Annotated in this window: 10 protein-coding genes; 9 read left to right on the forward strand and 1 reads right to left on the reverse strand. The window is 73.1% G+C overall.

The window, feature by feature from the left end:
* Positions 1-29 precede the first annotated feature (29 nt).
* The 7 genes from pstS (at position 30) to AB0E14_RS24795 (ending at position 10,829) form a co-directional block, all read left to right on the forward strand.
* On the forward strand, positions 30-1,772 hold the full coding sequence (pstS, locus tag AB0E14_RS24765) for a phosphate ABC transporter substrate-binding protein PstS (protein WP_362422031.1): 1,743 nt from the start codon (positions 30-32) through the stop codon (positions 1,770-1,772).
* Positions 1,769-4,348: a hypothetical protein gene (locus AB0E14_RS24770; protein WP_362422034.1), complete on the forward strand. Its 2,580-nt coding sequence runs from the start codon at positions 1,769-1,771 to the stop codon at positions 4,346-4,348. The genes pstS and AB0E14_RS24770 overlap by 4 nt, the downstream gene beginning before the upstream one ends.
* A 95-nt stretch (positions 4,349-4,443) precedes the next feature.
* Positions 4,444-5,439: a substrate-binding domain-containing protein gene (locus AB0E14_RS24775; protein WP_362422037.1), complete on the forward strand. Its 996-nt coding sequence runs from the start codon at positions 4,444-4,446 to the stop codon at positions 5,437-5,439.
* A 13-nt stretch (positions 5,440-5,452) separates the two neighbouring features.
* A complete protein-coding gene (locus AB0E14_RS24780) occupies positions 5,453-7,027 on the forward strand; it encodes an Ig-like domain-containing protein (RefSeq protein ID WP_362422039.1) in 1,575 nt (524 codons plus the stop codon).
* Positions 7,028-7,135: 108 nt separating this feature from the next.
* Positions 7,136-9,091 (forward strand): DUF916 domain-containing protein, encoded by a 1,956-nt coding sequence (locus AB0E14_RS24785; RefSeq protein WP_362422041.1) that lies wholly within the window; start codon positions 7,136-7,138, stop codon positions 9,089-9,091.
* A gap of 29 nt (positions 9,092-9,120) precedes the next feature.
* Positions 9,121-10,044: a sortase gene (locus AB0E14_RS24790; RefSeq protein WP_362422043.1), complete on the forward strand. Its 924-nt coding sequence runs from the start codon at positions 9,121-9,123 to the stop codon at positions 10,042-10,044.
* Between the two features lie 20 nt (positions 10,045-10,064).
* Positions 10,065-10,829, forward strand: a complete 765-nt coding sequence (locus AB0E14_RS24795; protein WP_362422056.1) for a phosphate ABC transporter ATP-binding protein — start codon at positions 10,065-10,067, stop codon at positions 10,827-10,829.
* A 75-nt stretch (positions 10,830-10,904) separates the two neighbouring features.
* On the opposite strand, the gene AB0E14_RS24800 is transcribed toward AB0E14_RS24795, so the two are convergent.
* Positions 10,905-11,321 (reverse strand): organic hydroperoxide resistance protein, encoded by a 417-nt coding sequence (locus tag AB0E14_RS24800; RefSeq protein ID WP_362422045.1) that lies wholly within the window; start codon positions 11,319-11,321, stop codon positions 10,905-10,907.
* Positions 11,322-11,437: 116 nt separating this feature from the next.
* On the opposite strand from AB0E14_RS24800, the gene AB0E14_RS24805 reads away from it, so the two are divergent.
* Together AB0E14_RS24805 and AB0E14_RS24810 are read left to right on the forward strand one after the other, a co-directional pair.
* Positions 11,438-11,950 carry a MarR family transcriptional regulator gene (locus AB0E14_RS24805; protein ID WP_362422047.1) on the forward strand — a complete coding sequence of 171 codons (513 nt, stop codon included), beginning with the start codon at positions 11,438-11,440 and terminating at the stop codon, positions 11,948-11,950.
* Positions 11,951-12,056: 106 nt separating this feature from the next.
* Entirely contained in the window at positions 12,057-12,905 is an 849-nt protein-coding gene (locus AB0E14_RS24810) for an aldo/keto reductase (RefSeq protein ID WP_362422050.1), read from the forward strand.
* Positions 12,906-13,072 lie beyond the last annotated feature (167 nt).

Consider the following 13,072-nt stretch of genomic DNA (forward strand, 5'->3'; position numbering starts at 1 on the left):
CGACCCGCCACCCCGATCAGGAGACCTCCATGTCCGGACGCCCCCCGGCGCTCCCCACGCGCGTGCTGCGGCGCACCCTGGCGGTGCTCGTCACCGCCCTCGCGCTGCTGGTGACCGGCGCCCTGCCCGCCGCCGCCGAGAGCTACGTACCGGTCTCCGGCGCGGGCTCCACCTGGAGCCAGAACGCCCTCGACCAGTGGCGGGCCAACGTCAAGCAGTACGGCATGACGGTCAACTACAACGGCACCGGCTCCTCCGACGGCCGCAACCAGTTCCGCAACGGCACCGTCGACTTCGCCGTCTCCGAGATCCCCTACGGCATCAACGACTCCGGTGTCGCCGACCCGCCGCCCTCGCGGAAGTTCAGCTACATGCCGATCGTCGCCGGCGGCACGGCCTTCATGTACAACCTGAGGATCGGCAACCGGCGGGTGACCAACCTCCGGCTCTCCGGCGAGAACGTCGCCAAGATCTTCACCGGCACCGTCACGATGTGGAACGACCCGGCGATCAAGGCCGACAACCCGGGCCTCGCCGCCGCCCTCCCGGCCCGCCGGATCGTCCCCGTGGTCCGCTCCGACGGCTCGGGCACGACGGCCCAGCTGACGACCTGGCTGAGCAAGAAGCACGCGGGCCTGTGGGACGCGTACTGCGCCAAGGCCGGCCGCCGCACCCCCTGCGGCCCGACCTCCAACTTCCCCGTCATCGGCGGCAAGGGCTTCGTCGGCCAGTCCGGCTCCAACGGCGTCTCCGGCTACGTCGCCCAGGACGGCAACCAGGGCACGATCACCTACGTCGAGTACTCGTACGCGGTCTCCACCACCGGATTCCCGGTGGCCAAGATCCTCAACGAGAAGGGCTACTACACCGAGCCCACCGCCCAGAACGTCGCGGTCTCGCTCACCAAGGCGGCCATCAACGCCGACCTCACCCAGCGCCTCGACGGGGTCTACAACTCGACCGACCCGCGCACCTACCCGCTCTCCAGCTACAGCTACATGATCGTCCCGACCGCCCTGGAGTCGAACTTCAACCCGCAGAAGGGCAAGTCGCTCGGCGCGTTCGCGTACTACTTCCTCTGCCAGGGACAGCAGTCGGTGGACCGGCTCGGCTACTCGCCGCTGCCCATCAACCTGGTCCAGGCGGGCCTGACGCAGGTCCGCCGGATCCCCGGGGTGGCCGCCGAGAGCATCGACATCAAGAAGTGCAAGAACCCGACGTTCTCCAGCGACGGCACCAACACCCTCGCCAAGTCCGCGCCGTACCCGCCCGCCTGTGACCTCAAGGGCGCCACCCAGTGCGACACCGGCACCGGCGGCAACAAGACCCCCACCAAGACCGGGGGTTCCTCGGGTGGCGGCTCGGCCACGGGCGGCTCCGGTGGCAGCGGCGGCGGTGCGACCGGCGGCAGCGGCGGTACGGCCTCCGGCGGCGGCGCGACCGGGGGAGCCACCGGGGGAGCGACCGGCGGCGCGGCCACCGCGGGCACGGCGGGCGCGGCCACGGCCGGTGCCGGCGGCGGTACGGGCGCGGCCACCGGAGGCGCGCTCGACCCCGACACCGGCCAGCCGATCGCGGCCGGGGACGCGGGCGGCTCCGGTGGAGGCGGCGACCTGTACGGCGTGCCGGTGACCACGGCCGCCGGCCTGGGCAGCGGGCTCCAGACCGCCCTGATGGTGCTCGGCGCCCTGCTCTTCCTCGGCATCACCGTCGGCCCGCCGCTGCTGCACCGGCGCCTGGCCGTCCGACGCACGGGGGAGGGCTCCCGATGACCCGCACGCGCACCCTCGGCGGCCGGTCCCGGCTGCGGCACCTCCTCGGCGCCCTCTGTCTGGTCCTGGTCCCCGTCGTCGCCACCGTCGGCACCGGCCTCGACCCGGCCGCGCCGCCCGCGTACGCCGCCACCGGCGACGACTCGCGGACGACCGTGTCCGGGAAGGGCGAGTTCGCCGACCTGAAGATCACCGTCAGCCAGACCCGCAACCTCGTCAACCAGGTCGTCAGGATTACCTGGACCGGCGGCGCGCCCACCGTCTCCGACACCGCGTACGCCGCCAACTACCTCCAGATCATGCAGTGCTGGGGCGACGAGCGCGGACCGGGCACCGACCAGTGCCAGTTCGGCGGCTCCTCCGCGCTCGGCGCGGGCGCGGGCAACCAGGCGGCCGGTGCGTACACCAACAGCCGGCAGCTGAACTACGGCGCGCACCTGAAGGACTCCGAGAACCAGCCGCTGCCGCCGCCCAGCCCCAGCGGCATCTCCTACGCGCCGTTCCGCTCGGTCACCGGCGACGAGGTCAGCCCGGGCAACTGGAACGAGTTCTTCGACGTCAACAGCACCAACGAGATCCCCTACGCCCGCACCAACGCGCGCGGCGAGGGCGAGGTCTACTTCGAGGCCCAGACCGGTGTCGAGGCCCCGGGGCTCGGCTGCGGCGACGCCACGGAGCAGCAGGGCGGCACGGTCACCGGCCGGGGCTGCTGGCTGGTGATCGTCCCGCGCGGCACCAGCGAGGTCGACCACAGCGCGTACACCTCCCAGTCCAGCGGCCAGCTGCAGTCCTCACCGCTCTCCCCGGCCAACTGGAAGCACCGCATCACCGTCCCGCTGGGCTTCGAGCCGATCGGCAGCCACTGCCCGATCGGCGCCGAGGAACGGGGCACGCTGGGCAGCGAGATGGCCGCCGAGGCCGTCACCCGCTGGCAGCCCGCGCTCTGCAGGACCGGAGCCAAGGCCATCTACGGCTACGCCCAGGTCCCCGACGAGACCGCGCGCGTCAAGCTGCTCTCCGGCAAGCCCGGTCTGGTCTTCGTCGGTGAGCACGCCCCGGTCACCACCCCGCGCGAGGCCCACCGCAAGCCCGTCTACGCGCCGGTCGCGCTCTCCGGCATCACCATCGGCTACTTCATCGAGAGCCAGGCCGCCTTCCGGGCCCCCGACGCGGTCAAGCAGCGCAACGGCACCCGGATGGGCACCCTGCGGCTGACCCCGCGCCTGGTCGCCAAGCTGCTCACCGAGTCCTACCGCGACGGCGTCTCCCGCTTCGCCGAGAGCGTCGCGAAGAACCCCGAGAACCTCGGCCGCGACCCGGAGTTCATCAGCCTCAACCCGGAGTACGCCGACCTGGACTTCGGCGGCAAGCTCGGCGACGCCCTCGTGCCGCAGCCGCTCGCCGACACCACCCGGCAGCTGTGGGCGTGGGTGGCGCAGGACCCGGCCGCCGCCGAGTTCCTGAAGGGCACGCCCGACAACCAGGGCGCGCACGGCGACCCCAAGAACGCGGGGACGACCGTCAACCCGCACTACAGGAACATCAAGCTGCCCGTCGACTCCTTCCCCAAGAGCGACCCGTACTGCCAGCCCTTCGACGACCGGCCCGACTTCCCCCTCTGCATCCAGGACAAGAAGCCGTACGCCACCGACATGCACGCCGCCGCCCGCGCGGCCGGGCGCGGCGACACCCTGGCCCGTACCTCCTGGGACCCGACCGCCACCCCGCCCGCGTACAAGAAGGACCCGCCGCAGCCGGCCGGTCAGCGGGCCGTGCTCGCCGTCACCGACACCGCGACCGCCGAGCGGTACGGGCTGCTGCGCGCCGAACTCCTGAACGCGGCGGGCAAGTTCGTGGCGCCCGACACGGCGTCCCTGACCGCCGCGGCGAACGCCCGCAAGCCGGGCACCGACGGGGTGACCGTGCCGGACCCGGCCACCAGGAACCCGGCCGCCTACCCGCTCACCGTCGTCACCTTCGCCGCCACCGTGCCCGCCGACCTGACCCCCGCCGAGGGCCGTGACTACGGCACCCTGCTGACCTACGCGGCCGGCGCGGGCCAGACCCCCGGGGTCGCCTCCGGCACCCTGCCGCACGGCTACGCCCCGCTGCCCGATGCCCTGCGCGCGCAGACCCGCAAGGTCGCCCAGCAGGTCACCACGCAGGCGGGCAAGAACCCGTCGGCGACCACGCCCGCGCCGGGCACGGGCGACGGCGGCACGTCCGGCGACGGCGGGGCCGGCGGTTCCGACGGCGCGAGCGGCGGTACGGGCGGGACGGCCGGCGGGCCCGGTACGGGGTCCGGCGGCGTGGCCGCGGGCGGGACGCAGGCCACGACCGCCCCGAGCGCGAGCCCCGGTCAGGTCGTCGCGCCGCCGGTCACCGGCAATCCCTCGCCGGGAGCGCCCGCCGCGTCCGCCCTGGGCGACCCGACCCCCGGCTGGGCCGTCGGCTTCGTCCGGAACGCCCTGCTCATCTGTCTGATCGTCGGCGCGGTGGCGGCCTTCACGGGCCCGCTGCTGCCGCGCTACCTGCCGCGTCTGCTGGCGGCCGCACGCACCCGACTGAGGAGGTGATGCCCGAAAACGTCTGATTCGTCCGCGCCAACGGAAGTCCTGCACACGCGCCCCGGGCACCACCCGGTGCGCAGCCTAGCTGAGGAGAACCCCCAGTGAACAAGAAGAAGACCGGCCTCGCGCTCGCCGCGGCGGTGCTCGCGGCAGTCACCGTCGGCAGTGGCCTCGCCTCCGCCGACCCGGCCGGCCCCCCGCAGTACCGCGTGCTCTCCGGTGTCGGCTCCGACACCACCCAGGACGTCATGAACGGCCTGGCCGACGTCGTCATGGTGAACGGCCAGAAGGCCATCGGCTCCTACGACGCCACGGGCTCCGCCACCATCACCACCAAGAACCCGGCGACGAACCCGAACTGCACCATCGCGCGCCCCAACGGCTCCGGCGCCGGGCGTACCGCGCTCCTGAACTCGCTCCAGGCCGGCAACGGCTGCCTCGACTTCTCCCGCTCCTCCTCGCTGAGCCTGGGCGCGGCCAACCCGGGTCTGACGTACGTGCCGTTCGCGATCGACGGCGTCACCTACGCCATCACGCCCGGCTCGTCGATCCCGCGCAAGCTGACGCTGACGGACCTCAAGGCCATCTACCACTGCGACCCCGCCTACGTGGGCGCCGGACCGAACTACGACATGACGGTCTACCTGCCGCAGGCCGGTTCCGGCACGCGCTCCTTCTGGGTGTCGCAGATGGGCATCACCGAGGCCGACGTGGTCGCGGGCGTCTACCCCTGCGTCAAGGACAAGAAGGGCACCGCCCCGGTCCAGGAGCACGACGGCCGCGTCCTCGACGACAAGTCGATCGTGCCGTTCTCCATCGCGCAGTACCAGTCGCAGTCCTCGCAGACCATCGCCGACCTGCGCGGCCGGGCCATCCTCGGCACCGTCGACGGCCTGTCGCCGACGGTCCTCAACAGCGGCTTCGGCGTGAAGCGCGATGTCTACAACGTCATCCCGACCAGCAAGGTCGCCACCTCGCCGTGGAGCGACGTCTTCGTCGGCCCCGACTCCGGCATCTGCAAGCAGACCGCCGTGATCAACACCTACGGCTTCGCGACCAACCCGAACTGCGGCGACACCACCAAGCAGACCCCCTGATCAGGAGCCTGACGTGCTGAAGAACAGAATCTCCCGGGCCCTCGCCCTCGGTGTCGCCGCCGTCACCACCGCCTTCGCGGCCGGTCTGGCGACCGCGGGCGCGGCGTACGCGGCGCCGATCGGCACCCTCGACATCACCCCCGCCACCGGCGCGGACACCAGCGGCATCTCCTTCACCACCTCGGGCGCCTGCCCGGCGAACGCCACCAACGTCCTGGTGAAGGTGGAGGGTTCCGGCTTCCCGGCGGGCGGCCTGAACGTGGTCGGCAACTCGCCGATCACCACCTACCCGACTGCGGGCAACGGCGGCATGGTCATCCCGCTGACGTCCACCATGCGCGACTACGCCTCCCAGGCGGGCTTCACCACCCTCCAGGGCAAGTACGACTTCACCGTCATCTGCCGGACCGCGTTCAACGGCACCAGCCTCGGTGACTTCACCGGCGCCATCTGGTTCACGTCCAACACGACGTACCAGGCCAACGACCCGGCCGTGAAGACGGACACCAGCACCTCGCTCGCGGTCACCCCGGCCGGACCGGCGCAGGTCGGCACCGCCGTCACGCTGACCGCCACGGTCACCCCGTCCGGCGCCCCCGGCACCGTGCAGTTCAAGGACGGCTCCGCCGACCTCGGCACCCCGGTCACGGTGACCGGCGGCGTCGCGGCGCTGACCACGAGCAACCTCACGGCGGGCACGCACGCGCTGACCGCCGTGTTCACGCCGTCCAACGCCTCGTACAACGGCTCGACCTCGTCGGCCGTCTCCTACCAGGTCGACCCGGCCGCGGCCACGCAGACCACGACGGCCCTCGCGGTCTCCCCGGCGGCGAGCACCCCGCAGTACAGCCCGGTCACCCTCACCGGCACGGTCTCCCCGGCCGGCGCGGCAGGCTCGATCAAGTTCACCGACACCGTCGGCGGCGCCACCACCCCGCTCGGGACGGTCCCGGTCGTGGGCGGCACCGCCACGCTCACCACCTCCAGCCTGCCGGCCGGTCCGCACTCCTTCACCGCCGTCTTCGTCCCGGCCGACCCGGCCCGGTACACCGGCTCCGACTCCGCCGCGATCCCATACACGATCGGCGCGTTCGCCGGCGTGACCGCCTCGGAGACCATCACCACCACCGTCAACGCCGGCGCGCTCGTCATCAGCGTCGACAACCCGCAGGTCACCCTGCCCTCGCCGGTCCTGAACAACGACGGTGACCTGCTCACCACCGCCGGTGCCCTCAGCCCGGTCACGCTGACCGACACCCGCGCAGGCAACCCCGGCTGGACCGTCAGCGGCCAGGTCGCCGACTTCTCCGACGGCGCCACGCACACCATCAACGGTCAGAACCTCGGCTGGTCCCCGAAGGTCGTCGACAAGGCGCCCGCGCAGACCGTCACCCCCGGTTCCGCCGTCCCCGCGGCGAACGGCGCCGCCCCCGGCGACGCGGGCACGGCCGGCCTGAAGGCCGCCCGCACCCTCGCCAACGGCACCGGCCTCGGCACCGCGCACATCGGCGCCGACCTGGCCCTGAACGTCCCGACCTCCACGACGGCCGGCACGTACACCGCCACGCTCACCCTCACCGCCATCTGATCCAGGCGTGAGTTCCGGGGCGGAGCCGCGCCGCGCACGGCCGCGAGACCCGAACCACCCGCCGCGCGCCCGGGGTTCCGCCCCGCCCCTGACCTCTGGAGAACCGTCATGACCGCTCACCGCCCGCTCCGACCGGCCGGAACCCTCGGAACCCTCGGCCTGTTGCTCCTGCTCTTCCTCACGCTGCTGCCGGCCGGTCCGGCCGCCGCCGCCGAAGGCCCCAAGGACAGGAAGGCCGTCTTCGGCGTCCAGCCCGCGGGCCCCGAGAAGCCCGACCAGCGGCCCCACTTCTCGTACGGGGTCACCGGCGGCGCGGCCGTCCGCGACCAGATCGCGCTCTGGAACTACGGCTCCGAGCCGCTGACCCTCGCCGTCTACGCGAGCGACGCCGTCAACACCGTCGACGGCGGCTTCGACCTGCTCGCCGCCGACAAGAAGCCGACGGACACGGGCAGTTGGATCAAGCTGGCGAAGAACCAGGTGACGGTGAAGCCCAAGAGCCACGTCATCGTCCCCTTCACCCTGACCGTCCCCGCCAAGGTCACCCCCGGCGACCACACCGGCGGCATCGTCGCCTCGCTCTCGGGCACCGGCAAGGACGCCGAGGGCAACCAGGTCCGGCTCGACCAGCGGGTCGGCGCCCGCGTCTACCTCCGGGTCGCGGGGGCGATCAAGCCCGAGCTCACCGTGGAGAACGTCCGCGCCGAGTACCACGGCACCCTCAACCCCTTCGGCACCGGCTCGGCCACCGTCACGTACACCGTCCGCAACAGCGGCAACGTCCGGCTCGGCGCCCGCCAGGCCGTCCGCGTCAACGGGATCTTCGGCTCCTCGGTCACCGCCAAGGGCGTCCGCGACCTCGGCGAGCTGCTCCCCGGCAACGCCCTGACGGTCACCGCCGAGGCCGACGGGGTGGCCCCGCTCGTGCACGCCTCCGCCGTCGTCTCCGTGCAGCCCGTCGCGACCCGGGAGGGCGTCGACCCCCGGCTGCCCTCGCTGACCCGGACCGTCTCGATCTGGGCGGTGCCCTGGACGTTCCTCGCGCTGCTGCTGCTCCTCGTCGCGGGCTTCCTGTGGCGGCGCCGACGGCGGCGTACGGACCGGCGCGTGGCGGCCGCGGAGACGGACCGGGCCCGGCAGGACACCCGCGCGCACCCCGAGACCCCCGAGACCCCCGACAAGGAGCTCATCGTGCAGTTCACCCGCCTCCTCACCCGGCGGACCGCGGCCGGCGCCGCCGCCGCCGCGGCGGTGGTCCTCGCCGGTGTCGGCGTCCTCACGGTGCCGACCGCCTCGGCCGCGCCGCTGGGCACGGCGAAGGTCAACCCCGCCACCGGTACCGACGAGACCAGCATCGACCTGACCACCTCGGCCGCCTGCCCGGCTCCCGCCACCAACGTCCTGGTGAAGGTGGCCGGCAAGGGCTTCCCCGCCGAGGGCAAGAACGTGGTCGGCAACTCGCCGCTCACCACGTACCCGAAGGACCCGAACGGCGCCGGCTTCATCGTGCCGCTGACCATGACCATGCGGGACTACGCCAACGAGGCCGGGTTCACGACGCTGGAGGGCCGGTACGACCTGACGGTGGTGTGCCGCAAGGCCTTCGGCTCGGAGACCTTCGGCGAGTTCACCGGCTCCGTCTGGTTCACCTCCGACACGGTCTACCAGGACACCGACCCGGGCGGCACGCCCACGGGCACCCCCTCGGGCACCCCCTCCGGGACCCCGTCCGGCACGCCCTCCGGCACTCCGTCGACCACGGACACACCCACCCCGACCGACACCGGCTCGCCCTCGGCGACCGCGACCGAGGGCGACACGGTCGGCGTCTCCACCAGCATCCCGCCCAGCACGGCGGCGCCCACCACCACCGATCCCGCGTCCTCCGGTTCCTCCGGCGCGGGCGGCTCCTCCGGTTCGGGCGGCGGCGACGGTGGCGGCCTCGCCGACACCGGCACCGACCCCGTCGTGCTCGGTCTGCTCAGCGCCCTCCTGGTGGCCGTCGGCGCCCTCGCCGTCCGCTGGGCCCGCAGGCGCGGACTGATCACCTTCGGCAGCAACTGACGCGACGACCGACGTACGGAGCACACGCCATGACAGCCACCTCCACCCCGGTGGACGTGCGTCCCGTCCCCGCCGGGCCGGAGGCGCCGAGCGCTTCCCCGGCCCGCCCCGGACACGCACCCCGCACCAGCCCGCTGTGGGCCGTCGGCGGCGCGCTGGCCATCCTCGGCGCGCTGCTCCTCGGCTTCGTCGCCCAGGTCGGCCCGCTCGGGCACCTGAAGCACGAGCGGGACCGCCGTGTCGGCTACGCCGAGGTCCGCGGCTCGCTGGCCAACGCCACCACGCCCATCGGCGCGGACACCGAACCGGGCACGCCGATGGCGCTGCTGACGATCCCGCAGCTCGGCGTCAAGGAGGTCGTCCGCGAGGGCACCTCCGCGGAGGTGCTGGCCTCGGGACCCGGCCACCGGCGCGACACCGTGCTGCCCGGCCAGGCCGGCGCCAGCATCCTGATGGGCCGCAAGGCGGGGTACGGGGGGCCGTTCGGGCACCTCGCGGACCTTCAGGGCGGGGAGACCTTCACGGTCACCACCGGGCAGGGCGACCACACCTACCGGGTGAGCGGCGTCCGGCGCGAGGGCGACCCGCAGCCGCCCGCGCTGCAGCCGGGGACGGGCCGGCTCACTCTCATGACCGCCACCGGCGACGCGTACCGTCCTGCCGGGGTCGTCCAGGTCGACGCGGACCTGATCTCGGCGCCGCAGCCGGGCGTGGCCCCCGCGTTCCGCTTCGGCAAGGTCCCCGCCGACGAACTCCCGCTCGCCGGGCAGCCCTCGTCGTGGCTGCCGTTCGTCCTCTGGTCGCAGGCCCTGCTCCTCGCCGCCGCCGCGCTGGTCTGGGCACGCTCCCGGGTGCCCCGCGCGCACGTCTGGCTGGTCGGCTTCCCCGTCCTGGTCGCCCTCGCCCTCGCGGCCGGCGACCAGGCAGCGCTCCTCCTCCCCAACCTCCTGTAAGGACAGTCGTGGCCTCCCACCTGGACGCACGTTCCATCTCCGCCTGGTTCGGTACCCACAAGGTCCTCAACCGCGTCTCGCTGACCATGCCCGCGGGCCGGGTCACCGCGCTCATCGGCCCCTCGGGCTGCGGCAAGTCGACGTTCCTGCGCATCCTGAACCGGATGCACGAGCTGATCCCCGGCGCCGAGCTCGCCGGCGAGGTGCTCCTGGACGGCGACGACATCTACGCGCGCGGGCGCCGGCTCACCGAGGCCAGGCACCGGATCGGCATGGTCTTCCAGAAGCCGAACCCGTTCCCGGCGATGTCGGTGTACGACAACGTCACCGCCGGGCTCAAGCTGACCGGCACCCGGATCGCGGCGGCCGACCGGGACGACCTGGTCGAGGAGTGCCTGACCAGGGCGGGGCTGTGGAAGGAGGTCAAGGACCGGCTGCGGCAGCCCGGCGGCGCGCTCTCCGGCGGCCAGCAACAGCGGCTCTGCATTGCCCGCTCGCTGGCGGTCCGGCCGCGGATCCTGCTGATGGACGAGCCGTGCTCGGCGCTCGACCCGACCTCGACCCGGCGCGTGGAGGAGACCATCCGTGACCTCGCGGACGAGGTCACGATCGTCATCGTCACGCACAACATGCAGCAGGCGGCCCGCGTCTCCGACCAGTGCGCCTTCTTCCTGGCCGAGCAGTCCACCCCCGGCATGATCGTCGAGCACGGTCCGACGGAGGCCATGTTCGGCAGCCCCCGCGACCCGCGCACGGCGGACTACGTGGAGGGCCGCTTCGGCTGAGCACAGGAGACACGCCCGAGGGCCCGTACGCGTCGGGGGACGCGTACGGGCCCTCGGGCGTGTCCGGGACCAGGATCACTCGACGACGAGCTCGACCTGGATGTTGCCGCGGGTGGCCTTGGAGTACGGGCAGAAGGCGTGGGTCTTCTCCAGGAGCGCGTGCCCCGGCTCGCCCTGCAGGTGGTCGGGGAACTCGGCGCGCATGACGACCGCGAGGCCGAAGCCGCCGTCCGTCTCGTCCTTGCCGATGGAGACCTCGGCGGTGATCGAGGCATCCGCGATGTCGATCTTCTCCTGGCGGGCCACGAGGGCCATCGCGCTCGCGAAGCAGGCCGCGTACCCGGCGGCGAAGAGCTGCTCGGGGTTGGTGCCCTGACCGTTGCCGCCGAGCGCCTGGGGGTGGGCGAGGGGTAGGTCGATGTGGCCGTCGGAGCTGACGGCGCGGCCCTCGCGGCCGTTGGCGGTGGCGACGGCGGTGTAGATCGCGTTCATGGAGTCCTCGTTCCGTTCCGGGTGCGGTGCGGTCGGTGTCTGCGGTAAACCGTAGCGTGCAATTCAATTGTGCACAACTCAATCGCTCGCGAGGTGCTGTCCCGTACCCTGGAGTCATGGCGACGCTCGACACCACCCCCGGCCTCGACACCACCCCCGGCACGGACCCGGACGCGGAGTTCCTCCGGCTCGACCACCAGATCTGCTTCTCGCTGCACGCCGCGACCCGCGCCTTCAACGGCGTCTACCGCGCCGCGCTCAAGGACCTCGGGCTCACCTACCCCCAGTACCTGGTCATGCTCGTGCTCTGGGAGCACGGCGAGCTGCCGGTCAAGCGGATCGGCGAGCACCTGCGACTCGACTCCGGAACGCTGTCGCCGCTGCTCAAGCGGCTGGAGGCGGCCGGCTACGTCGAACGCAGGCGCAGCCCCGAGGACGAGCGCTCGGTCACCGCGCGCCCCACCGGGGCCGGGGTCGCGCTCCGCGAGCAGGCCCTCGGCGTGCCCAGGCGGATCGCCGCCGCCACCGGCCTCGACCTGGCGGAGATCAGCGACTTGCGCGGCCGGCTCGCCACGCTCGCCGCCCGCCTCGACGCCGCCGACCCGGAGGCCCTGGGCGGGCCGGCGTAGCGCGGAGGGCGGCGCCCGCCGGGGTGCGGGGGCGGTGGGGGTACGGGAACGTGGCTGGGGAGCCCGACCGCCCGGACCACCGCCCGTACCACCGAACGGAAGCCCGATGGAGTACGTCACCCTGAGCAACGGCGTCCGGATGCCGATCCTCGGCTTCGGCGTCTACCAGATCCCGCCCGAGCAGACCGAGCAGGCCGTCACCGACGCCCTCGCCGTCGGCTACCGGCTGCTCGACACCGCCGCCGCCTACGGCAACGAGGAGGCCGTGGGGCGCGCCATCCGGGCCAGTGGCATCCCGCGCGAGGAGCTGTTCGTCACCACCAAGCTCTGGGTCCAGGACGCGCCCGCGCAGCAGAACGCCGAGCGCGCGCTCGCGGCCTCCCTGGGCCGGCTCGGCCTCGACCACGTCGACCTGTACCTGATGCACCAGCCCTTCGGCGACGTGTACGGCCAGTGGCGGGCCATGGAGAAGGCGAACCGCGAGGGCCTGGCCCGGGCGATCGGCGTCGCCAACTTCTACCCCGACCGGCTGCTCGACCTCCTCCTCCACAACGAGATCACGCCCGCCGTGAACCAGATCGAGACCCACCCCTTCTTCCAGCGCGCCGCCGACCAGGCCCTCATGCGCGAACACGGGGTGCAGATCCAGTCCTGGGGCGGGTTCGCCGAGGGCCGGAACGACCTGTTCAGCCACCCCCTGCTCAGCCGGATCGGCGCCGACCACGGCAAGTCCGTCGCCCAGGTGGTGCTCCGCTGGCTGATCCAGCGCGAGGTCGTCACGATCCCCAAGTCGGTCCGCGCCGAGCGCATGGCGGAGAACTTCGCCGTCTTCGACTTCGAACTCGCCGACGACGAGATGGCGGCCATCTCCGGCCTCGACACCGACCGCTCCCTCTTCTTCGACCACCGCGACCCGGCCGCCGTGGCCCGCCTCGGCACGGTCCGGGTGGACTGAGCCGAGACGGGCGACGTCGGCCGGGCGGCATCGGGCGGCATCGGGCGCTAGGGCCTGTCCGGCGGATCAGGGCCGGGGCCGCGGCGCCTGGCACGGCACCTCGCCGCGTTGCCGAAACGCCCCGATAGCTCCGCTATCGAGACGCTCCGGCGCCTTGCGATGCACCG

The sequence above is a fragment of the Streptomyces sp. NPDC047981 genome, assembly GCF_040653315.1.
GTDB lineage: Bacteria > Actinomycetota > Actinomycetes > Streptomycetales > Streptomycetaceae > Streptomyces.

Excerpts from the sequence above, each read along its gene's own strand:
- AB0E14_RS24770 (WP_362422034.1), top strand. The coding sequence starts at position 1,769 with ATGACCCGCACGCGCACCCTCGGCGGCCGGTCCCGGCTGCGGCACCTC.
- AB0E14_RS24800 (WP_362422045.1), bottom strand. The coding sequence starts at position 11,321 with ATGAACGCGATCTACACCGCCGTCGCCACCGCCAACGGCCGCGAGGGC.
- AB0E14_RS24790 (WP_362422043.1), top strand. The coding sequence starts at position 9,121 with ATGACAGCCACCTCCACCCCGGTGGACGTGCGTCCCGTCCCCGCCGGG.
- AB0E14_RS24805 (WP_362422047.1), top strand. The coding sequence starts at position 11,438 with ATGGCGACGCTCGACACCACCCCCGGCCTCGACACCACCCCCGGCACG.
- AB0E14_RS24810 (WP_362422050.1), top strand. The coding sequence starts at position 12,057 with ATGGAGTACGTCACCCTGAGCAACGGCGTCCGGATGCCGATCCTCGGC.
- AB0E14_RS24785 (WP_362422041.1), top strand. The coding sequence starts at position 7,136 with ATGACCGCTCACCGCCCGCTCCGACCGGCCGGAACCCTCGGAACCCTC.
- pstS (WP_362422031.1), top strand. The coding sequence starts at position 30 with ATGTCCGGACGCCCCCCGGCGCTCCCCACGCGCGTGCTGCGGCGCACC.